General features: G+C 62.9%; 20 protein-coding genes. 14 read left to right on the top strand and 6 right to left on the bottom strand.

Features of this window, described 5'->3' with window-relative positions; translation table 11 throughout:
- Positions 1-253 precede the first annotated feature (253 nt).
- Positions 254-931 carry a DUF599 domain-containing protein gene (locus JQ629_RS26965; protein ID WP_192733744.1) on the bottom strand — a complete coding sequence of 226 codons (678 nt, stop codon included), beginning with the start codon at positions 929-931 and terminating at the stop codon, positions 254-256.
- Positions 932-1,132: 201 nt separating this feature from the next.
- On the opposite strand from JQ629_RS26965, the gene JQ629_RS26960 reads away from it, so the two are divergent.
- The 4 genes from JQ629_RS26960 (at position 1,133) to JQ629_RS26945 (ending at position 3,923) form a co-directional block, all read left to right on the top strand.
- The gene (locus tag JQ629_RS26960; RefSeq protein WP_212415205.1) at positions 1,133-1,789 is read left to right on the top strand and encodes a glutathione S-transferase family protein; all 657 of its coding nucleotides are present in this window, start codon (positions 1,133-1,135) and stop codon (positions 1,787-1,789) included.
- A gap of 274 nt (positions 1,790-2,063) precedes the next feature.
- Positions 2,064-2,267 (top strand): hypothetical protein, encoded by a 204-nt coding sequence (locus JQ629_RS26955; protein ID WP_192733742.1) that lies wholly within the window; start codon positions 2,064-2,066, stop codon positions 2,265-2,267.
- A 150-nt stretch (positions 2,268-2,417) separates the two neighbouring features.
- On the top strand, positions 2,418-3,446 hold the full coding sequence (locus JQ629_RS26950) for a hypothetical protein (protein ID WP_212415204.1): 1,029 nt from the start codon (positions 2,418-2,420) through the stop codon (positions 3,444-3,446).
- Positions 3,447-3,485: 39 nt separating this feature from the next.
- Complete coding sequence (locus JQ629_RS26945) at positions 3,486-3,923, top strand: DUF1489 family protein (RefSeq protein WP_212034903.1); 438 nt, start codon at positions 3,486-3,488, stop codon at positions 3,921-3,923.
- 1 nt (position 3,924) lies between these two features.
- On the opposite strand, the gene panC is transcribed toward JQ629_RS26945, so the two are convergent.
- A complete protein-coding gene (gene panC / locus JQ629_RS26940; RefSeq protein ID WP_212415203.1) occupies positions 3,925-4,776 on the bottom strand; it encodes a pantoate--beta-alanine ligase in 852 nt (283 codons plus the stop codon).
- 333 nt (positions 4,777-5,109) lie between these two features.
- Between panC and JQ629_RS26935 the strand changes: the two genes are divergently transcribed.
- Entirely contained in the window at positions 5,110-6,033 is a 924-nt protein-coding gene (locus tag JQ629_RS26935) for a division plane positioning ATPase MipZ (RefSeq protein WP_212415202.1), read from the top strand.
- Here the strand turns inward: JQ629_RS26935 and JQ629_RS26930 are convergent, their stop codons facing one another.
- Entirely contained in the window at positions 6,034-7,125 is a 1,092-nt protein-coding gene (locus JQ629_RS26930; RefSeq protein ID WP_212415201.1) for a zinc-binding dehydrogenase, read from the bottom strand.
- A gap of 111 nt (positions 7,126-7,236) precedes the next feature.
- Here JQ629_RS26930 and JQ629_RS26925 point away from each other — a divergent pair, with 111 nt between their 5' ends.
- The 4 genes from JQ629_RS26925 to JQ629_RS26910 all read left to right on the top strand — a co-directional run bounded on the left by JQ629_RS26925 (position 7,237) and on the right by JQ629_RS26910 (position 10,880).
- Positions 7,237-8,007 (top strand): helix-turn-helix transcriptional regulator, encoded by a 771-nt coding sequence (locus JQ629_RS26925; RefSeq protein WP_212266222.1) that lies wholly within the window; start codon positions 7,237-7,239, stop codon positions 8,005-8,007.
- A 317-nt stretch (positions 8,008-8,324) separates the two neighbouring features.
- On the top strand, positions 8,325-9,209 hold the full coding sequence (locus JQ629_RS26920; protein WP_212415200.1) for an alpha/beta fold hydrolase: 885 nt from the start codon (positions 8,325-8,327) through the stop codon (positions 9,207-9,209).
- A 110-nt stretch (positions 9,210-9,319) separates the two neighbouring features.
- Entirely contained in the window at positions 9,320-10,084 is a 765-nt protein-coding gene (locus JQ629_RS26915) for a VWA domain-containing protein (protein WP_212034909.1), read from the top strand.
- 67 nt (positions 10,085-10,151) lie between these two features.
- Positions 10,152-10,880 (top strand): DnaJ domain-containing protein, encoded by a 729-nt coding sequence (locus JQ629_RS26910; RefSeq protein ID WP_212415199.1) that lies wholly within the window; start codon positions 10,152-10,154, stop codon positions 10,878-10,880.
- 251 nt (positions 10,881-11,131) lie between these two features.
- Here the strand turns inward: JQ629_RS26910 and JQ629_RS26905 are convergent, their stop codons facing one another.
- The gene (locus JQ629_RS26905) at positions 11,132-12,979 is read right to left on the bottom strand and encodes a D-alanyl-D-alanine carboxypeptidase (protein WP_212415198.1); all 1,848 of its coding nucleotides are present in this window, start codon (positions 12,977-12,979) and stop codon (positions 11,132-11,134) included.
- Positions 12,980-13,380: 401 nt separating this feature from the next.
- Between JQ629_RS26905 and JQ629_RS26900 the strand changes: the two genes are divergently transcribed.
- Positions 13,381-13,719: a phasin family protein gene (locus tag JQ629_RS26900; RefSeq protein ID WP_212034912.1), complete on the top strand. Its 339-nt coding sequence runs from the start codon at positions 13,381-13,383 to the stop codon at positions 13,717-13,719.
- 153 nt (positions 13,720-13,872) lie between these two features.
- On the opposite strand, the gene JQ629_RS26895 is transcribed toward JQ629_RS26900, so the two are convergent.
- Positions 13,873-15,231, bottom strand: a complete 1,359-nt coding sequence (locus JQ629_RS26895; RefSeq protein WP_212415197.1) for a TadE/TadG family type IV pilus assembly protein — start codon at positions 15,229-15,231, stop codon at positions 13,873-13,875.
- A 511-nt stretch (positions 15,232-15,742) separates the two neighbouring features.
- Here JQ629_RS26895 and clpS point away from each other — a divergent pair.
- The 3 genes from clpS to JQ629_RS26880 all read left to right on the top strand — a co-directional run bounded on the left by clpS (position 15,743) and on the right by JQ629_RS26880 (position 20,583).
- Positions 15,743-16,075, top strand: a complete 333-nt coding sequence (gene clpS / locus JQ629_RS26890) for an ATP-dependent Clp protease adapter ClpS (RefSeq protein WP_192733729.1) — start codon at positions 15,743-15,745, stop codon at positions 16,073-16,075.
- A gap of 271 nt (positions 16,076-16,346) precedes the next feature.
- On the top strand, positions 16,347-18,761 hold the full coding sequence (gene clpA, locus JQ629_RS26885; RefSeq protein ID WP_212415196.1) for an ATP-dependent Clp protease ATP-binding subunit ClpA: 2,415 nt from the start codon (positions 16,347-16,349) through the stop codon (positions 18,759-18,761).
- A gap of 214 nt (positions 18,762-18,975) precedes the next feature.
- A complete protein-coding gene (locus JQ629_RS26880) occupies positions 18,976-20,583 on the top strand; it encodes a sensor domain-containing diguanylate cyclase (protein ID WP_249135295.1) in 1,608 nt (535 codons plus the stop codon).
- A 33-nt stretch (positions 20,584-20,616) separates the two neighbouring features.
- Here the strand turns inward: JQ629_RS26880 and JQ629_RS26875 are convergent, their stop codons facing one another.
- Complete coding sequence (locus tag JQ629_RS26875) at positions 20,617-20,991, bottom strand: PilZ domain-containing protein (RefSeq protein WP_212266232.1); 375 nt, start codon at positions 20,989-20,991, stop codon at positions 20,617-20,619.
- Positions 20,992-21,198: 207 nt separating this feature from the next.
- Between JQ629_RS26875 and JQ629_RS26870 the strand changes: the two genes are divergently transcribed.
- On the top strand, positions 21,199-22,191 hold the full coding sequence (locus JQ629_RS26870; RefSeq protein WP_212415195.1) for a lytic transglycosylase domain-containing protein: 993 nt from the start codon (positions 21,199-21,201) through the stop codon (positions 22,189-22,191).
- Positions 22,192-22,207 lie beyond the last annotated feature (16 nt).

Below are 22,207 nucleotides of genomic sequence, written 5' to 3'. Positions count from 1 at the left end.
CATGTGCAGCATTCTTATGCACAATCGCACATGAGACCGCGGGTGCAGCGCGCATCCGGCATTCCCTGCGCCCTCTGAATTTCGAGGGCAATTTCTGTCAAAGCTCGGGCGCAACAAGCCGCGAGAACGCGAGATCATGTCTAACCGCCGTCATTGCGAGGAGCGAAGCGACGAAGCAATCCATCCCTCCGCAGGCGGCGCGATGGATTGCTTCGCTGCGCTCGCAATGACGGGGAGAGAGCTCTCGTCCCCCTCAACTCCCCATCGCCTTCCACGCATTGGACGCGAACTGCCGCCGCCAGGTCACGATCACAACCATGGCTGTCGTGACGAACAGCACCCATGGGCTGACGAACCAGCCGAGATAGCCGAGCGCAAAGAAAAACGAGCGCTGGCCGCGATTAAAATGCTGGCCCGCGGATTCGAACAATCGCGTGGTGCGGATGACATGCGCTTCCGCCTCAGGCGTGCCTTTTTCCGAGGCCGGCGGCATCGCGCCGAGCAGGATGGCGACATAGTTGAACAGGCGATAGGCCCAGGAGAATTTGAAGAAGGCGTAGGTAAAGATCAGGATCAAGCCCACGCATTTGATTTCCCACAGGGCCGGCGAGGGGCTGAGATCGATCGGCAGCGCAGCGAGCACCGCCAATGCGTCGTTGGTGGCGCGCAGCAACGCCAGCCCGCCGCCGATCGCGATCAGGCTAGAGGAGGCAAAGAACGCGGTGCCGTTTTGCAACGAAGCCATGATCTGCATGTCGACCATGCGGGTTTCGCGATCGAGCAGGTTTCGTATCCAGACCTCGCGATAAATATGCATGCGCGCGGACAGGCTGTCCCGGCCGTAGGCGGTACGCTCGAGGGTGAAAGCATAAACCGTCCACTCCACGACGAAGAACGTGATGGCCGCGATATCGACCCAGTATCCGGTCATGCTGGTCCCCGTCGTCGTCGCCTGGTCACGCCAGAGCCTTTTCCGTTCCGATGGAATCGGAACGGGGATCTGGATTCTTGATTTGACGCGTTTTCTTGACGCAAACCGGTGTCCACTTCGCTGGAAAACGCTCTAGATGTACAGGTTGAACGATTGCCGCGCACTATGCCATGATGGCGATCCCAACAGGATTCCCTTGAAATGTTGAAACTCGTCATCGGCAACAAGAATTATTCGTCATGGTCGATGCGGCCATGGCTGGCGCTGCGCGCCAACAACATTCCGTTCGAAGAGGTTTTGATTCCTCTGTACACGGACAACCCGGCCGACAAGCAACGCATCCTGAGCTTCAGCGATGCGGGAAAAGTGCCGGCGCTGGTCGATGGCGATGTCACGGTGTGGGATTCGCTGTCGATCATCGAATATCTCGCCGAAAAATTCCCGCAAACCAAACTGTGGCCGGAAGACCGCGCGGCCCGGGCGCATGCGCGTTCGATCTCGGCAGAGATGCATTCGGGCTTCATGGCGCTGCGCAACGAATGCGGCATGAATCTGCATCGCCCGATCCGCGCGGTTGCGCTGTCGGATGACGCGCAGGCCAATGTGGCGCGGATCCAGGCGATCTGGGCCGAGTGCCATCAGCGCTATGGCAAAGCGGGGCCGTTCCTGTTCGGCGCGTTCTCCGGCGCGGACGCGATGTTCGCACCGGTCGTGCATCGCTTCCGCACCTACGCGATTCCGGTCACTGGCGATGCGCAGCGCTACGTCGATGCGATGGACGGGTTGCCGGCGTTCCAGGAGTGGACCCGCGACGGGCTGACCGAAACCATGCTGATCGACGGGCTGGAGGCGATCTGAGGCGCGGCGTTAACCCGTCCGATTCCATGGCCCCTGAACCGCACCGGCCCTGGCTACCGCATAGGGCCGGGGATGCGGAATTGCGGCCGGAATAGCGGCTATGCAAATTCCCCCAAACTGGCATTTAACGCACTGAAATATCTGCAAAATATGCGTGTCCTGGATGCCTCGATGTTGCTGGCTTTTTGGGCCTGTGGTGTGCTAGGTTGACGCAGGGTTCTCAAGTCGGCCGATCGCTAGCGGGACAACTAAGCGCCGCCGACAATCTTGCGTGATGGAGAGGGCGTTGAAGCACAAGTTCACCGTTGGAGAGACTGTCTATTTCACTGCCAGCAACGTTGCCCGACCGGCCGCCAGCGGCACCTATGAGGTGATCCGGCTGCTTCCGACCGACGGTGACGACTGCCAGTATCGCATCAAAAGCTCGACCGAAGCCTTCGAACGGGTAGCCAAGGAAAGCCAGCTCGCGGTCTCCTGAGAGAGCTGTGTGCAAACCAGCGGTTGACGCGGTTCCATATCGCTCGCCGTCAAAAGGCCCCGTTCGCAGGACCATTCTGTCGGGAGTGAATGCGGGCAAACACGCATTCGTTTTCGCTGATCGCGTTATGCTGCGTGAGGGACACCGCGCATGAGCTGGGACTGGGCTTCTTCGCTGGATCAGATCTGGCGTACACCGACCTTTCCGATGTGGCTGACGCTGGCCGCGGCGGGATTTTTGGGGATCATCGTTCTGATCACGCTGCTGCGCGCGGAGAAATCCGTGGCCAATGGCGTGCTGACGGTCATGACGCTGCTGGCGATCGTCGTCGCTGTCGCCGCGACCATCCGCAGCTTCGGGCCGGATGGCGCCGTCTCGTCCGCTGGGACCCGGGTGGCTTCGGTCAGTGCAGCGTTGCCGCAGCTCTCTTGTATCGACGATCTCGCCGGCGATGCCGTCCTCAACGCCTGCGAGAAGACGCTGTTCGGGTCCGCCGACTCGGTCGCTGCCGCGGTCACCTATGCGGCGTCCCAGATCTCCCGCCTGACCGGGTTCGGCGATGCTGCCGCAGCCGACAAAGCGACGAGTTCCGATCTGCAGGCACTGCGCCGCGCCGTCGAGCGCGACCGCTACGGGCTGATGGCCTATGTGCTGATGGCGCGCGACCATTGCACGCCGGCTGCATGCGCCGCGTTCGCCGCGCTGGCCGACAAGCGCCAGGTCGTCGCCAACATGGACGAGCACCTCTACGAGAACCTGATCACGCGCTATGCGCCGTCATGGAACGCGCCGCCCCAGGCTGCGACAACCCCGGGATTGCTCGCGGGGCTGCCGCCGTCGATGCCCACTGGCAAGCCCACCAATGCCGAGTTCCCGAGCGCGGCCAATACCCCGCCCATTAGCATCATGAATCCGGAGCCGCCCGCCGGTCGTGCCGCGCCGGCGCCAGCTGCTGCCAATCCACCGGCTTCACCGCGTCCGGCCCCGGCCGCAGCAGCACCAACTGCCGCCGCACCAGCCACACCGACCGCAACAGCGTCACCAGCGCTGGCGGCAGCTAAAAAACAGCCACCGGCGCCGAAACGCACGCCGGCCGCGCCGGTCCAGCTGTCGCCGGCACCGGGGGCGCCGACGGCACCGACGGCGTCATCCACAGCTGCTGCGCCCGCCAACGAATGATCGTTTTCAAACGGCGCGGGGCCCGCTAAACCCGGACCCATGCCGCTTCATCTCATCAAGCTCGCCGTTGGCTGCGAGTCGGTCAAAGAACTCAAGGGCTGGGTTGCCGAACGGATGGCAACCGCCAAGAAAAAGGGTTTGCCGCTCCGCCATATCCACGTCACCCGGATGACGCCGAAGCGCGACGAGGAACTGCTTGCCGGCGGCTCGCTCTACTGGGTGATCAAGGGAGAGATCGCGGCGCGCGAAAAGCTGATCGCGATCGAGCCGTTCCGCGACAAGGACGGTATCGGACGGTGCCGCCTGGTGATGCAGCCCAAAGTCATCGCCGTCTCGCCGCGGCCGATGCGCCCGTTCCAGGGCTGGCGCTATCTGACCGAGGACGGCGCGCCCGCCGATCTCGGCAAGTCCGCCGCCGTCGTGGCGTCGATGCCGGAGCCGATGCGGCGGGAACTGCGCGACCTCGGGCTGCTCTAGATCAAACCGCGATATTGTCGATCAACCGCGTGGTTCCGATCTTGGCGGCGACCAGCATCCGCATCGGACCCTGCTTGAGCGAGGTGATCGGCGCCAGCGTTTCGGCGTGGCGCACCTCGAAATAGTCCAGCGCAAAACCGGCGTTTTGGATCAGCTCGGCACCGGCCCCCATGACGGCGTCGACCGGCTCGCCGGCGCGCAGGCGCGCCGCGCTTTGCTTCATCGCGCGATAAAGTTCGGGCGCCGCCTGGCGCTGTTCGGGCGCGAGGTAGACGTTGCGCGAGGACATCGCCAGCCCGTCGCGTTCCCGAACCGTGCGCGAGCCGATCACCTTGACGCCGAGATCGAGATCGCGCGCCATCTGCGTGACCACCCGCAATTGCTGAAAGTCCTTTTCGCCGAAGATCGCGACATCCGGCCGGCATTGGGTGAACAGCTTGCCGACCACGGTGGCGACGCCGCCGAAGAAGTGCGGGCGGAAGCGATCCTCCAGCCCGGCGGTGGCCGGACCTTCAGGCACGATCCTTGTGGCGAAGCCTTCCGGATACATCGCCTTGACGTCGGGATTCCAGATCAGGTCGACCTTCTCGGCCGCGAGCTTGGCGAGGTCGGACTTCCAGGTGCGCGGGTAGGAGCCGAAATCCTCCGTTGGCGCGAACTGGGTCGGATTGACGAAGATCGAGACGACGACTTTCTGTGCGCGGCGTTTGGCGAGCCGAACCAGCGACACATGGCCGTCATGGAGCGCTCCCATGGTTGGCACCAGCGCGACCGTGGCCTTTCTGGCGCGCAGGCCATCAAGGGCGCGGCGCAATGCGGGGACGGTACGGACGACCATGGGGCTTCGCGGCATCTGGGCTCGATCTCTTGCACGATGTTTGGGGGTGAGGGGGCTGTTGGCCGCGGCCTCTTGGCGGGCGATGCGACCTTATAAGGCCGAGGCATTGCCGCCAAGGTGATCAACCTGTGCAACTCATCACGGCAGTCCGACGTAGCTGCATGGGTCATGTATCGCCAGTCGGGTTCGGCGCGTGGAAACGTGCGCTCGATCACAGATGAACGCGATGTCGCCAAGCGGATTCATCATTAAGGCAGGCAGACTGTGATTTAAAAGCATTATCACGCATTTCGCTTGACCACAGCCGCGCGTGATTTGAAGATATCAAATGGGGGTTGGTGTTGAGTCATGTTGGTTCAGGCTAGTCAGGGTCAGTCCGGTTCGGCGCATGTCGTCGTGCTCGGCAACGAGAAGGGCGGTTCGGGGAAATCCACCACCGCGCTGCATATCGCTGTCGCCCTGATGAAAGCCGGTCAGCGTGTCGCCACCATCGACCTCGACTGCCGCCAGCAGAGCTTCACCCGGTACATCGGCAATCGCACCGCGTGGGCCCGCCGCACCGGCCTCGATCTCGAAATTCCCGTCCACTTTTGCATCAAGCTCGGCGAGACGATGCAGATCGCCGACAATGAAAACTCCGAGTTCCAGCAGTTCATGGAAGCGGTGAGCGCGGTCGAGCGCGCCTTCGACTTCATCGTCATCGATACGCCGGGGTCGGATTCCTATCTGATGCGCCTGGCCCATTCGATGGCCGATACGCTGGTCACGCCGATCAATGACAGCTTCCTCGATTTCGACGTGCTCGGCACCGTCGACCCCGCCACCTATTCGGTGACCGGCGAAAGCCACTATGCCGAGATGGTGCGCGACGTCAGGCGCAAGCGCCGCCAGCTCGACGGCGCTTCCACCGACTGGATCGTGGTGCGCAACCGGCTGTCGATGATCGGCTCGCGCAACAAGCAGCTGGTCGCCGACAGCCTGAAGGATCTGTCGTTGCGGCTGGGCTTCCGTTCGATCGACGGCCTTGCCGAGCGGGTGGTCTACCGTGAATTCTTCCCGCGCGGGCTGACCGCGCTCGACGACATCGATGAGGCCACCCTCGGCACGCGGCCGAGCATGGGCCATGTGACGGCGCGCGAGGAGGTGACGAGCCTGCTCCGCCAGTTGAAGCTGCCGCTCGACGAGCGCGGCCGGCGGAGGGCCGCCAACCGCGCCGAATGGTTCAGCCAGGTCGACAAGCCGCTCGAAGTCCACGACATCCTCGGCGCCTGATCAGCGCGATCTCGGCGGCTCGATCACCGTCATGCGGAACGGACCGCTGTTGCTTGCGGCATGCGCGACCGCTGCGTTGGCGTCGTCGAGCGCAAACGCCGTGATCTCGAATTGATCCAGGCGGACCAGGCCTGCGCGAACAAGCCCGACCATCAAATGTGCCGCGTGCGGCGGGTACATCCATTGGCCGCGAAGGGTGATGCAGTTCCGCATCATCCATGAATAGGGCAGGTCGAGGCCGGCGCCGCCGAGCATGCCGACGCCGCCCATCAGCACCACGCGTCCGTACGGCCGCACCGCGAGGATGGCGGTCCGCACCTGCATCGCGTTGGCCGCCGGCGGCAGGATGTCCAGCACGCAGTCGATGCCGCCCGGGGCGGCTTGCAGGATCCGCTTGCGGTCGTCGTCCTCCTCGCCGCGCATCGGTACAATACGGACGCGTGGGCCGAACCGGCGCACGAGATCGGCCAGCGCCTTTTCGTTGCGGCCGGTTGCGATGACACAAGCCGCGCCCATGCCCAGCGCGACGGCCACCGCCGCGCTGCCAAAGCTGCCGGTGGCGCCGTTGACCAATACGGTTTCTCCGGCCTGCAATTGGGCGGCGAGGAAGCCGCCATACGGCACCAGCAGCGTGCCCAGCGCGCACCAGCGCGCGGCGTCCGCTTCGGCAATGCTGCCGATCCGTGCGGCGTTTTCCGTCGGCACCCGCATTTGTCCGGCCCATGCCCCATCGTGAAAGTATCGCGCCAGCCGCAGACCGCCGTCGCTGCCGGCGGTCAGGCCCTGCAGCGCGATGTCGGGGGCAAGCGCATCATCGCGCGAGCGCACCGTCGGATCGCAATAGACCCAGTCGCCCGTGGCCAGATGGGTCGCATCCGGGCCGGTGGCGCGGACGCGGCCGATCGCGCCGGGACCCGGCACCACAGGCAATTCCAGCAGGTATTTGCGTTCGCCGCTCAGGACTTCATTGGCATAGGCGAGAACCCGGCTCGCCATCACGTCGACGATCACTTCGCCGGTGCCGAGGACGGGATCGGGCAGGGTTTCGATCGCGAGCGGCGATCCGAATTGTTTCAAGACGGCGGCTTTCATGATGGGCATCCTTTCGCAACGAGGAGCCCATTTTCGTAACCCTTCATTTCGCCAACAAGACCTGGTATTATCCTAGGATTGAATGATCCCCCGCTGGCGAAGTGCAGGCCCATGAATCCCAGGCAAAGCGAACTCGGCGATTTCCTGCGCTCGCGGCGGGAAAAGCTGACGCCAAAGGCGGTCGGCCTGCCGATCGGGCGGCGGCGGCGAACGCCCGGCTTGCGGCGCGAAGAAGTTGCCGAACTCGCAGGCATCGGCGTCGACTGGTACATCCGGCTCGAGCAGGGGCGCACCGTCAGTCCGTCGGCGGCGACGATCGACGCGCTGGCCCGCGCGCTGCGGCTCGGCAAGGCTGAGCACAAGCATCTGCGGGCACTGACGCAGAATGCCGACCGCCGCGCCTTTGTCCCCGAAACCGTACCGCCTGCAGTCCGGCGCACCGTCGAGCGGCTTAATTTGCCGGCCTATGTCACCGGCCGCCGCTGGGACATTCTGGCCTGGAATGCGGCCGCGGATGAAATCTTTGCGTTCAGCCGGCTGCCGGAAGGCGACCGCAACATTCTTCTCACCGTGCTGACCAACCGCGCGACGCGAAAGTTATTCGGCGCTTCATGGGAAGAAGAGGCGCGGCGCATCGTGGCGCAGTTCCGCGCCACGCATGATTTGTGGGCCGGCGATCCCGCGTTCCAGGAACTGCTTGCACGGCTGCGGCAGGGCTGTCCCGAATTTTCGGGCTGGTGGGAGGCCCATGATATTGGCGGCGTCTCGGCCGGCCAGAAATCCCTGAGCCATCCGAGGAAGGGGCGGCTGAAGCTGGAATACGCGAGCTTCCAGGCCAATGACGATCCGGCGCTGAAGCTGATCATCTATACCGCGGGCTGAATCCAGTGGTTTTCCGGGATTTCCAGGGCAGACGCGGCGTGCGAAATAAGGGAACGAATTGCCTATAATACCGTTTTCATTAGACTTTTATCGTTCGGTCGAACCGAAGCTTGGTTGGGGCCGTCGTATATGGGTAAATAGGAAATGATCGCCGGGTAGTGAGCAACTGCACAATGGATGGGTGCATCGCACAACGATCAGGCGCTCAATTCACAACATTTGGACTTTATGTCACGCCGCTGTGACATATATCATCAAGAACGAGGCCGAAGAGTCTTGAGACCGACATAGCCCCTACCGGGGCCCCGAGGACGCCGATGAAACGTGGAATTGCCGTTCTGCTTTCACTTACCGTACTGGTTGCGGTCGCGTATTTTACCGCGAGCAAGTGGGCGATCCGTCACGAGACCATCGCATTCCATGATCCGGCGCGAGACAATCGTTTGGTCGCGGTCAATATCGCTGTACGGCGCGACAAGGAAATGCAGGCCAATGCCGGCATGATCACGTTGCCGGTTGCGATCATCAATCACGGCAACACCGTCAAGCACACCGAGTATTCGTTCCTCTCCAACGCGTTCGCCGCGCGCGGCTATCTTGCGGTCAGCCCGCAGCATGATCTGCCGACCGATCCGCCGATGGTGACCAAGGTCGGCGAACTCTATGTCGGCCGCCTGCCGCAAATTCAGCGCGGCGTCGCCAACATCCATTTTGCCATCGATGAAATGAAGAAGGTCCTGCCCAACGCCGACTACGCCAGGGTGACCATGGTGGGGCACTCGATGGGCGGCGATATCTCGATGTATTTCGCCAAGCAATATCCCGACGAGATCAAGAAGGTGGTGACGCTGGACAATCTGCGCGTGCCGTTCCTGACCGACGGCAAGTTCAAGATCCTGTCGTTCCGCTCGAAGGACACGCAGTTCAAGCCGGATCCGGGCGTCGTGCCGGATGACGACCAGTGCGAGAAGGCCGGTATTACAGTCGTGAACACCGGCTACCAGCACAACGATATGCGCGATACCGGGCCCGATGCGGCAAAGTCGTCGATCCAGACGATGCTCGACAAGTTCATCGCTGATAACACCGACAGCAGCGTGCTGAAGCCGGTGCCGACCAAGGTGCCGGATCCGCTCGTGAGCAATCCGGGGCCGGTGCCGCTTGCCAGCAACCCACCGACCATCAAGTCGGCGACCAACTGACGGCTCCGCTGTTAACGCTTCCGCTGCCTGATCACGGCGGATCACGACCGGGTGCATTGACGCCCTTTATAGTCAGCCCCACATAGAGCTTGCTGCAATTGCGAGCGCTCATGGCCGGCGAACCCACCAAACCGAAATCTCCCGCCGACGTCTTCTCGGCGCAGAAACCTCAATCGCGCAGCTCTCCGTTGCCGGAAGCCCGGCCCTCGGCGGCCGAAGACATCGCTGCCTTTGTCGCCAAGGCTCGCGCCATGTCGCCGCACCGGACCGGCGCAAAGGGGAGGCTGGTGTTCGCGCTCGACGCCACCATGAGCCGGCAACCGACCTGGGACATGGCCTGCGCGCTGCAGGCCGATATGTTTCGCGAAGCGGCTTCGCTCGGCAGCCTCGACATTCGCCTGGTCTACTACCGCGGCCTCAATGAATGCCGTGCGACGGGATGGATCTCCGACTCGGCGCAACTCGCTAAATTGATGACCAAGATCGATTGCCAGGGCGGCAATACCCAGATCGGCAAGGTGCTCTCGGAAGCCCGCCGCGAGGCGGTCGCTTCCGCCGTGCGCGCCGTAGTGTTCGTCGGCGACGCCATGGAAGAGTCGGTCGACGACCTCTGCGCCAAGGCCGGTGAACTCGGCCTGCTCAAGGTGCCCGTGTTCATGTTCCAGGAAGGCCACGACGTTGCGGCCGAGCACGCGTTCCGTGAGATCGCGCGCCTCACCGGCGGAGCATGGTGCAGGTTCGATCCCGGCGCCGCGGCCCAGTTGCGCGAGCTGTTGCGAGCTGCCGCGGCCTATGCCGCCGGCGGACGCGAAGCGCTGCTGCGGCTGTCGAAGACCGGAAGCGGCGCGGCCAAGCTGATCGGCCAGATGAAATGATCGCCAGCTTGGCTCTTGAGGTGCGGATCGCCATGCTTTTTGCCGCCGGGGCGACTATATTGGGCCCATGCCAACCCTGATTGCCGGTGTCGTCGCCGTTGTCCTGCTTTATTTGCTGCTGCAGATGTTTCGTGCGGCCAATCCGGTCGTGCTTGCGCGGCTGCTCAAGATCGGCGGCGGCATCATCGCGCTGGCGGTCGCGGCCTTCACCGGGCTCAGGGGCGAACTGGCGGTGGCGATCCCGCTCGGCATCTTCGGAGCGGGACTGCTCGGCTGGTCGCCGTTCGGCCCGTCGGGCTTCAGCAATATCGGCGGGATCTTCGGCGGCGGCGCGCAGCGCTCGCCCGGACAGACCTCGCGCGTGCGATCGCAGTTTCTCGACATGAGCCTCGATCACGACAGCGGCGCCCTGTCGGGCCAGATCGTCGATGGGCCCTATGCCGGCCGCTCGCTCGACGAGTTCGACCTAACGCAGCTGACGACGATCATGTCCGGCTTCGACGCCGAAAGCGTCGCGTTACTTGAAAGCTATCTGGACCGCCGGTTTCCCGCCTGGCGTCAGAACGCGCAGGGCGACGCGGCAGGGGGGCAGCGCCGCGCGCCGCCGAGTGGCAAAATGACGGACGAGGAGGCCTATCAGATCCTTGGCCTGCAGCCGGGGGCGGGGCGTGACGACATCAGCCGGGCGCACCGCGCCCTGATGAAGAAACTGCATCCCGACCAGGGGGGCTCGACGTACCTCGCCGCCCGTGTAAACGAGGCCAAGGATACTCTGCTTCGCGCGCATCTCAGCTAACTCCGGCAAACGCTACCAAACGCTACAAACCGAGAGCTGCCGCTGCCCTATTCTCTGGTTGATGCCCCGTGTCGCCCGCCGTTTTCCGGCGTGGTCGATCCTTCATTCCGGAAAACTTAACCGTAAATTCTTGACGAGAAGTTTGCGCAGGTTCGATTTGCCGCGAGCGACCGAACGGCGTCTGCAACTGTGCCCTGGAAACAACAAAGCCGGCGCTTGCGGCGCCGGCTTTGCGAACAAGAGAGAGAAGGTCAGTTACGAACGGTGATGCAGGAGATGTCGGCGCGCTTCAGCGTCTTGCAGACCGCCTCGGCCTGATCGCGCTCGAGGCCGGCGAAGCGGGCGCGGAACAGCTTGCGATTATCCTTGGCAACGACCGGCTCGGTGAAGGAATCGGCCTTGCCGAGCAGGCCACGGGCCTGGTTGCGCGCCTGATCGAGGCGGGCGCGGGCTTCGCTTTCGCTTTCCAGCGCGCCGACCTGGATGATCCAGCCGGTATGGGTAACGGTGGCCGCGGGCTTGATGGCGCCGTTCTGCTGGACGGTCTGTGGCTGGACATAGGCGAGTGCCTGCACGGGGGCAGACGGCACGCTGGAGGCGGGGAGCACGCCGAGTACGCCATGCCCGGTACCGTGATTGGCGGGCTGCGGCGGCAGGTCGGCTCGGGCCACTTCGGGCCTGATCACCTCAGGCTTGATGGCTTCAGATCTCGGCTCAGCCCGCGCCACGACGGCGCTGGAGGTCTCCGCCACTTCCGGGCGGGAGGGCGCAATCGCGCTGGTGATGGGCGGGGCAACAGGCTGGGACGGGCCGGCGGAAGCCAGCTTCATCACGCCGGCCTTGACCTGAACCGTCTTGACCTTGACCGGCTTCATCGGCTCGGCCGAGCCGGGGATCGCCGATATCGCCTGGGTCTGAATCACACCGCTGGTCAGCGGGGCCGGTTCGGGCTTGGCCTGCGCCGCGAACTTGGACTGTTCGGGTTTGGGTTGCGGCGCCGGCAGGGCGGCTGCGGCTGCGGCCATCAGCGAGGGCTTGGCCGGGGCAACGCTGCGGGTCGCCTGCATTGCGGCCGTGCTGGGCTCGGGGGCCGTGGCGGCGTTGTTGGCCTGGAGCGCCTCGGTCGGGCGCGGCGTGCTGGCGACTTCGGCCACCTCGACGCTGGCCTCAGCGGAATTGCGTTCGGTGACGGCGGCGGCGGTGCGGATGGTCGCACCCTTGTCGAGGTTTTCCGCGAGCAGGGTTCGCATGGTGGCGTCGCGCGATCCGCCGCTGCGGCCGCCAAGCACCACGCCGATCAGATGGCGGTTGCCGCGCCGCATCGAGCTGACAAGATTAAAGCCCGACGCGCGGGTGTAGCCGGTCTTGATGCCATCGACGCCTTCGACATTGCCGAGCAGGCGATTGTGGTTGCGGATCGCCTGGCCGCGATAGTTGAAGACGCTGGTCGCAAAGTAGCGATAGTAGCGCGGAAAGCGTTCCTGGATCGCGCGGCCCAGCGTTGCCTGATCGCGCGCGGTCGTGAGCTGTTCGTCGTTCGGCAGGCCGTTGGCGTTGCGATAGACCGTCTTGGTCATGCCGAGCGCGCGCGCCTTGCGCGTCATCAGCTTGGCGAATTCATCTTCATCGCCGGCAATGGCTTCCGCGATCACGACCGAGGCGTCGTTGGCGGAGCGCGTCACCAGTCCCTTGATGGCGTCTTCGACCTTGATGGTCTGGCCGGGCTTCAGGCCGAGTTTGGTCGGCGCCTGTTGGGAAGCATACGAGGACACTTCCAGTTCGGAATCCAGCTTCAGCTTGCCGCGCTCGAGCTGCTCGAACAGCAGGTAGAGCGTCATGATCTTGGTCAGCGAGGCCGGACGACGGAGGGCGTCGGGATTGTTGGAGGAGAGCGTGGCGCCGGAATTGCCGTCGACGATGATGGAAGCGAATTGCGGGCTATAGCTCGCCACGGCGGCGTGGTGCCGGGCATGGTGGCGTTGGCGGTAGCGGCGGGCTTCTGCGCTGTCGCTGGTGTAGATGACTGCAGTGGTGAGAGTGACCAGCCCGAGAACGCAAACTCGCAACATGCGCGAGGAAGCTAAAGTTGTACGAAGCATTTACTTCCCCGTCCCAATTTCTGTCTTGATCACCGGTTCGTGAGGCGAAATTGTGCCCATCGGCCCGGTGACGCTTCCCTGTTCGAAGCGCTTAGCCTGGCTGCAATGGGGGCCCGGCTGGCCGATCAGGTCGCTGTTCTAGCTAAGGTGTTGTTCACAAACAGCTTTCAATCTGTCTGTCGGAAGGCGAACACGTCCGGGAATCAGGTTAGGCGGCGCGAGTTTCCAAAAGGTTAAGTAACCGTTGCGTAACACTCCGGTGTTTGGCGTTAATCGTCGATATTTGTGCGGTGCACAAGATTCCTTGACAGACATTGTGCGTTGCACTATAAGGGAGGGGTGGTCAGGGAGCCGGGACCTCCCGGCGATTAATTACATTCAGTCTGGGAAAGGACTCCAAGATGGTCAAGGTTGAAGACATTCAGAGCTACGGAAAAGAGCATCTCGAAACGGTCGCCGCTTCCGCGAGCAACCTGCAGAGCGGTGTTCAGGCGATTGCGACCGCTTATGGCGACTACGCCAAGAAGTCGTTCGAAGACACCAAGTCGTTCGTTGAAAAGCTGTCCGGCGTGAAGTCGGTGGACAAGGCGATCGAAGCCCAGACCGAATTCGCCCGCTCGTCCTACGAGACCTTTGTCGCCGAGACGCAGAAGATTGCCGGCCTCTATACCGATCTGGCCAAGCAGACCTTCAAGCCCTACGAAGGCCTGGTCGCGAAGTTCGCTCCCGCCACGCACTAAACTCTTTGTTTGACGCGTTTTCTTTTACGCGAACCGGTATCCACTTCGCTCGAAAACGCTTTAAGCGCTGCGCCAAACCTTCCAAAACAAAAAGCCCGGCCGTTACGGCCGGGCTTTTTTCGTTTGCTTTGTTCGCGCCGGTTGCGGCGCCGGTTATTTCGCGACGCGCAGCCTGGAGAGCGACGTGCCGATCGCGCTAAAGGCCATCGCGATCTGGCTCGAGGACGTCACGGTGGAGAACTTGTCCGCGCCGCTGGCGCAATACTGCAGGACGGAGGAGGTCGGATCGCCGTTGGTGTTGACGTGCATCGTGTAGATGATGACGCCGTCGGCCTTGATGTTGTCGCACTGGATCTTCTGACGGGCGTCGATGGCGCCATTGTATTGGTTTTGGCCGTTGCCGTATGACGGCCAGCGATCCTGCGTGTTCAGACCGTCGGACATCACGATCAGCACCCTTTTATAGGTGTAGTTGGCATCTTCGGGCGGTGCGTAGAGCGGCGCGCCCTGGGTCAGAGACTGCCATCCCCAGGCGATGCCGATCGGCTGGTTGGTGCCGCCGTTCGGGGTCAGCGAGTCGACCTTGGATTTGGCGGAGGCGAAGTCGGTCGTTAGAGGCAGCAACTGTTCGGGGCAGGCATCGTATTGCTCGGCGTAAAACTTGGTTGCGGGATCGGAAGTCGGGGTCGTGTTCTTGGTGTCGTAGTCCTGGTCGCGGTCGGTCACGCAGCCGTTCCACTTGGTGTGGTTAGGCGTCCACACCTTGCTGTTCTTCTCGCACTTACTCTTCTTCGTGTACTGGGTATCGCTGCAGGTACCGAACTTGCCCCCATTGTCCTCCTCCCACTCCGACCAGTTGATCCAGGATTGGTCGTAGTTGCTGGCACCGACGTTGACGTCCTTGGCGAAGGGAACGACCGAGATGTAGATGTCGCCCGTGTTCTTAGCGAGGGCGCCGATCTGGTCGATCAGGGCCTTTGCGGCCGGCTTCATCGCGGTCATTTTGCCGTCATTGTCCATCGATCCGGTGACGTCGAGCGCGAGCGCCACCCGCATGCGCACGTTGCCCCAGAGCGAGGTTGAACTGGTGTCGAAGCCGATTTGCGGGAAGCCGGCAACCTTCATGAACTCCGTCGGCACGTTGCCGGTGCCATTGATCTTGATGGTCGAGCCCTTGCCGGTGTTGGCGGTATATTCCGCCGCGACCTTTATCTCCCTGGCATCGGTGTTGGTGTAGAGCGCCTTGAAATAGTCCTGTGCCTTGGTGTTGATGTCCGAGGCCTTGATGGTTCCGTCCGATAGGTCTTTCGCCAGCATCAGGGCGGTGGAATCGAGGGCAGCCTGCATCGACGACCGGGCGCTGTTGGCACGGGTATAGTCGATCGCGGCGCCGACGAAGCTGAGGATCGGGACGGCGGCGATGGCAAACAGAACCGCGATGTTGCCCTGATCGGCCTTGGCAAAACGCCCGGCGGCCTTACGAACCCGACTGAAAATGGCTGTATTGAGCATGGCTCTCACCGAAATAGTGGTTTCTAGCGGTATTTCGGCCTGGGCGGCTAAACAGGTGGTAAACTGGTTCCCGCAAAAACGGGTCAAAGCCCATGTATCGGGGAAACCGGTGGCCAGAACTGCCTCCTATGCTCAAGGACCGCTAAACGGGCAGGGGCCTTCCTTTGTCAAATCCGACAGAAACGATTAACCTTGCCTGGATTGCCGGACCCGGGATTCGGGCCGGTTGCGGGCGCGGCAGGGCAGCGTTGATGCGCTTGCGGTGGTCTGCAACTGGACCCATATTCCAATAGCCGATCCGCCGCTGGATCGGACCGGGAGCGGCGATCTGGAAAGCGTTGCTGGGTACCTTGTGGTGGTCGTCTTGGGGCCTTCGCGAGCGTGCGACGATGCGCTGTCCGGTTTCCCATCAGGATTTTGGTCCGGAATGTCGAACGCCTGAGCCATGTTGCAGTTGAACTCCAAAGCCTATTCGTCCGCGCCGGCCGCGACAGCCGTCTCTGCTCCCCGGATGAGCAATGACGAAAACCGCAATGCAGGGACGAACGGTCCGTCGACCTCGGTCATCACCAAGGTCAAGCCGAAGACCAAGCGTCCGAATCTCTATCGTGTCCTGATCCTGAACGACGATTACACGCCGATGGAGTTCGTGGTTCATGTGCTGGAGAAGTTCTTCCAGAAGGACGCGGAAGCCGCCACCAAGATCATGCTTCATGTCCATCACCACGGTATCGGTGAGTGCGGCGTGTTCACTTACGAAATCGCCGAGACCAAAGTGACGCAGGTGATGGATTTTGCACGCAAGCATCAGCATCCCCTGCAATGCGTGATGGAAAAGAAATAGCCGCTGCACCAGTCTCGACCGGCTAAAAGGCGACCGGCTAAAAGGAACGGGTCTTGCATTGTTCCGCCCTGAAGGAAGCAGGCGGCAACCCAGTAGTTTTTCGGGTTGGTTCTCGTATCGCGGTGGTGCGATAGTTTAGAGAAAAACCACTGTTCACGGAACCTGTCTTTCGCCATGATCGTGCGTAACTATATGACACGGGATGACGAAGGTTGTTGTTGCCTGACCGGGTAATGGCGATCATGATGACCGGGGGCCACAGAGGACGCGAATGCCAACTTTTTCCCAAAGCCTTGAACAATCCCTGCATCGTGCGCTGGCGATTGCAAACGAGCGGCATCATCAATACGCGACGCTCGAACACCTGCTGTTGTCGCTGATCGATGACTCGGATGCTGCCGCGGTCATGCGTGCCTGCAGCGTCGATCTCGACAAGCTGCGCACCAGCCTCGTCAATTATCTTGAGACCGAATTCGAAAATCTGGTGACGGACGGAGCCGACGACGCCAAGCCGACCGCCGGTTTCCAGCGCGTGATCCAGCGCGCGGTGATTCACGTCCAGTCGTCCGGTCGCGAAGAAGTGACCGGCGCCAACGTACTGATCGCGATCTTCGCGGAGCGCGAAAGCCACGCCGCCTATTTCCTGCAGGAGCAGGACATGACGCGGTACGACGCGGTCAATTACATCAGCCATGGCATTGCCAAACGTCCCGGCGTTTCCGAAGCGCGGCCGGTTCGCGGCGTCGACGAGGAGACCGAGACCAAGGGCAACGAGGACGCCAAGAAAAAGGGCGAGGCGCTCGATACCTACTGCGTCAACCTCAACAAGAAGGCGCGCGACGGCAAGATCGATCCCGTCATCGGACGCAATTCCGAAATCAACCGGGCGATCCAGGTGCTGTGCCGCCGCCAGAAGAACAATCCGCTGTTCGTCGGCGAAGCCGGCGTCGGCAAGACCGCGATCGCCGAAGGCCTTGCCAAGCGTATCGTCGACTCGGAAGTGCCGGAAGTGCTGGCCGCGGCGACCGTGTTCTCGCTCGACATGGGTACGCTGCTCGCGGGCACGCGCTATCGCGGCGATTTTGAGGAGCGGCTCAAACAGGTTTTGAAGGAACTGGAGGCGCATCCGAACGCGATCCTGTTCATCGACGAGATCCACACCGTGATCGGCGCCGGCGCCACCTCCGGCGGCGCGATGGATGCATCCAACCTGCTCAAGCCGGCGCTGGCATCGGGCACGATCCGCTGCATGGGCTCGACCACCTACAAGGAATACCGCCAGCATTTCGAAAAGGATCGCGCGCTGGTGCGCCGGTTCCAGAAGATCGACGTCAACGAGCCGACGGTGGAAGACGCCATCGCGATCCTCAAGGGCCTGAAACCCTATTTTGAGGATTACCACCGGCTGAAATACACCAACGAGGCGATCGAGGCCGCGGTGCAATTGTCGTCGCGCTACATCCACGACCGCAAGCTGCCGGACAAGGCGATCGACGTGATCGACGAGTCGGGCGCGGCGCAGATGCTGGTGGCCGAGAACAAGCGCAAGAAGACCATCGGCATCAAGGAGATCGAGACCACGATCGCGACCATGGCGCGGATTCCGCCCAAGAGCGTATCGAAGGACGATGCCGAGGTGCTCAAGCATCTCGAGCAGACCCTGAAGCGCGTGGTGTTCGGTCAGGACAAGGCGATCGACGCGCTGTCGGCGTCGATCAAGCTGGCGCGTGCCGGCCTGCGCGAGCCGGAAAAGCCGATCGGCTCCTATTTGTTCTCCGGTCCGACCGGCGTCGGCAAGACCGAAGTGGCAAAACAGCTCGCGGCGTCGCTCGGCGTCGAGCTGATCCGCTTCGACATGTCCGAATATATGGAGCGGCATACGGTGTCGCGCCTGATCGGCGCGCCTCCGGGCTATGTCGGCTTCGACCAGGGCGGCCTGCTCACCGACGGCGTGGACCAGCATCCGCATTGCGTGGTGCTGCTTGACGAAATCGAGAAGGCGCATCCGGATCTCTACAACGTGCTGCTGCAGATCATGGATCATGGCCGGCTCACCGATCACAACGGCAAGCAGGTCAATTTCCGCAACGTGATCCTGATCATGACCACCAATGCGGGTGCGGCCGACCTCGCGCGCCAGGCCTTCGGCTTCACGCGCAGCAAGCGGGAAGGCGACGACCACGAAGCGATCAACCGGCAGTTCGCGCCGGAATTCCGCAACCGCCTCGATGCCATCGTCTCGTTCGCCCATCTCAATGCCGACGTCATCGGCATGGTGGTTGAGAAGTTCGTGCTCCAGCTCGAGGCGCAGCTGGCCGATCGCGACGTCACCATCGAATTGTCGGAGCCCGCCAAGGCCTGGCTGATCGAACATGGTTACGACGAGCAGATGGGCGCGCGTCCGATGGCGCGCGTCATCCAGGAGCACATCAAGAAGCCGTTGGCCGATGAAGTGCTGTTCGGCCGGCTGAAGGGTGGCGGCCATGTCCGCGTCGTGCTGATCAAGGACGAGGCGGAAGGCAGGGACAAGATCGGCTTCGAGTTCGTCGAAGGGCCGGTGACGCCGAAGCCGGAGAAGCTGCCCGGTGCGCGCAAGCGCGCCGCGCCGCGGAAGCCGAAATCGGGCCCCAATGGCGGAGGCGGCTCCAATGGGCCGGCCTCGCGGGGGCCGCTGGTCAAGGTCTGAGCAGCCAGGATTTTACATTAACGAAGCCGGCGCGTCGAAAGACCGCCGGCTTTTTGCTGGGCGATTGCCGGCTTCAATCGCCGGTCCGTTAACCGGTCGTTAGCAATGGGATGATGCCGGCGTCCGCAGGAGCGCGGTCGGAACCATCAGGTTAAGCCAGTTTAGACCATGCGCCCGTTTAATCGGGCCAGGCAAAACTGGAAAACGCTGTGTCATGTCCGAACAAAAACCGATGCCTCGAGGCCGGACCTTCCTGGCCGGCAAGATCATCTCCAATTATGGCCAGTCCACCATCGACTGCACCGTCCGCCGGATATCTGACACCGGCGCCGTGATCGAGGTGGAGAGCGTGCTCGGCATTCCCCAGCACTTCCATCTGATGATTCCGGGTGAGGGCGATCCGCAGCCGTGCAAGCGGTCGTGGCAGTCGGAGAAACAGATCGGCCTCGTGTTCGAGACGGCGGCAGACGTCAAGGCAGAAGCCGCCCAGGCCGGTCCCGAGGAAGCGAAGGGCGCCGATCAGATCATGCGTGGCCAGATGCTGGCGCTCCGTGCCGCGCTCGACGTGGTCGATGTCGGCGTTTTGTTGCTCGACGCCAACCTGAAATCCCAATTCATCAACCGCGCCTTCCGCCGCATGTGGGCTTTGCCGGATGCGGTCGCCGACCGCAATCCGGCTTTCGTGGCGCTGATGTATCACGGCCGCGACACCAGGGCTTACGAGATTGCGCCTGCAGAGATCGACGCTTACGTCGCCAACCGCGTTCGCCTGGTCAGGGAAGGCGACACAACGCCGCTCGATCTGCGCCGCACCAATGGTGACGTCGTCCGGATGCAATGCGCCAACCTGCCGAATGGCGGGCGGATGATCAGCTACACCTACGTGACCGACATTGTCCGTCACATGGACGAACTGGAAGTCTTGCGCGGCGCCCTCGACAATTTATCGGAAGGCGTCGTGCTGCTCGACAGCGATCTCAATGCGCAGTTCGTCAACCGCAAGATGCAACAATACTGGAGCGTCACCGATGAACAGGCTGCGCGCCGTCCCTCCTATGCATCGCTGCTCGCGAATTCGTCGCTGGCACCCGATCGCGGTTTGACGCCGGAAGAACTGGACGCTTTCCGCGCCGGCCGGGTCGCCGCTGTCCGGGCGGGCAACGAGCCGTTGCGGGATTTGCAAAGCACCGACGGCCGGCACATTCGGGCGCGTTGCTCGGTCCTGAAGAACGGCGGCCGGATGATCACCTATTGCGATGTCACCGATCTGGTTGACAACGCCCGGCAGATGGAAGAGCTGGCGACGATCGATTCCATGACAGGGCTGTACAACCGCCGCCATTTCATGGCGCTCGCTGCGGCGGAATGGAGCCGGTTTCAGCGCTACTACCGGCCGATCTCCGTGTTGATGATCGACGTCGATCACTTCAAATCGGTAAACGACCGCTACGGCCACGCGATCGGTGATGACGCGCTGATCGCGGTCGCCAATGCCTGCCTGGAGGGCAAACGCTCGTCCGATATCGTCGGCCGGCTCGGGGGCGAGGAATTCGCGATGCTGTTGCCGGAGACCGATCTCTATCAGGCGCGGATCGTGGCGGACCGGATTTGCAAGGCCGTCGCCGCCAGCACGTTGCGGGCCGACGAGGTCCATTTCAGGGTCACGGCCAGTATCGGCTTTGCGGCCGCGACCGTGAGTATGCCGGGATTTGAGGCCTTACTGAAAGCAGCCGATCAGGCGCTGTACCAGGCCAAAGATCAGGGGCGCAATCGCGTCGTTGGATGGTCGCCGCCGCCGGCGGCAAAGCTCGCCGCGGAGTGAGGCAGGACAGGCGCGCAAGGCGACGTCCAACGGTCAGCGTTCTCCGAGCAGCTCGTTGATCCGGCGCTGAAGCTGCCGCTTCTTGATTTCGCTCTTGCGCAGCCGCTCCTCCAGATCGGAGACGGGCGCGGCCGGAGTTTCGCCACTGAAGGCAAGGCCGACGAAATTATCGCGCCACCACACCACCTTGGCGAGGAAGGAGCGACCTTTACGTGCGATGCGAAGCGAGATCTGTTCCCTCGGCGAGATCTGTTCCCTCAGAAGGTCGGCGGTATTGCTGAATTCGACGCTGGCGCCCTTGTCGGAGATGTTGCGAACGATGCATTCACGGCTCGCGCCGTTCTCGCCGATTTCCGCGACGCCGCCGTAAATCACCTTGTCGCGCGCGTTCTCGCGTCGGTCCTGCATCGATATCTCCCAGTCAAAGGAAGACTTTTACGCCGCTTTATCGGCCGCGAAAGGCTTTGGCCGGCAAAAAGCGGCGTTAACGTAAACCAACATCGGCCGCGAAGGCGGCGATTCAGGGCTTTACGTGGCCCAAACATGGTTACGCCGCGCTCTGGAACCGACAGCGCCGGGCCGCTATTAAGTACCTTCGATGGAAATCAGACGGCAATGCGAACAGGTCAGGGTCTCCGCGCCGGGTTGAGCTTGCTGGCGATGCTGGCGTCGCTTGCGCAGGCTATCGCCCAGGACGCGACATCCGCGCCGACCGACCCCGCGCGGCCGGGCGTCGAGGAACCTGCGAAACAGCCGGACGCGGCAGCTCCAGAGAAGCCCAAGGAAACCGCGCGCGAGAGCGATACGCGCGAGGCGCTGTGCCTGATGGTGGAATCGGCGGCGAGGGCGGCAAACCTGCCGCTGGAATTCTTCGCGCGCGTGATCTGGCAGGAGAGCCGCTTTCAATCCGATGCGGTGGGGCCGATGACCAGGAGCGGCCAGCGCGCGCAGGGCATTGCGCAGTTCATGCCGGGAACCGCGAACGAGCGGCGGCTGCTCGATCCCTTCGATCCCGTGCAGGCATTGCCGAAATCCGCCGAGTTCCTCAGCGAGTTGCGCGATCAGTTCGGCAATCTCGGCCTCGCGGCCGCGGCCTACAATGCCGGCCCGAGGCGGGTGCAGGAATGGCTCGCCGGCACCGGATACATGCCGCAGGAAACCCGCAACTATGTCGTCGCCATCACCGGCTCAACGGTCGAGGAGTGGGCGACCGCAGGACGGAACGGCAAGATGCCGGAAGCCGCACCAGCCTCCAGTTGCCGCGAACTGATGGCCTTGCTCAAGCGCGCGCCCAATCCCTTCGTGACGGGCCTCGAACAGCGCATCACGCTCTCTGCCGCGAAATTGTGGGGTGTGCAGCTCGCCGCTGGCTTCAACCGCGACAAGGCGCTGGCCATGTATGCGCGCGCGATGAAGCGACTCAATGCTGTGATCGGCGACCAGGACCCGAGCCTGCTCAGCGCGCGGCTGCGCACCCGCGGCAGCAGCCTGTTCTACCAGGTGCGGATTGGCGCGGATACGCGGCCTGCGGCCGATGATCTCTGCAACCGCATCCGCCGAGCCGGCGGGGCGTGCTTCGTGCTGCGAAACAGGGGCGTGCCGGGGTGACCGACCGCCTTGGCGC

It is taken from the genome of Bradyrhizobium sp. AUGA SZCCT0222, from assembly GCF_018130205.1.
Classification (GTDB): domain Bacteria; phylum Pseudomonadota; class Alphaproteobacteria; order Rhizobiales; family Xanthobacteraceae; genus Bradyrhizobium.
Note: the sequence above shows the minus strand (reverse complement) of the source record. Positions and strands in the feature narration are given on the sequence as shown.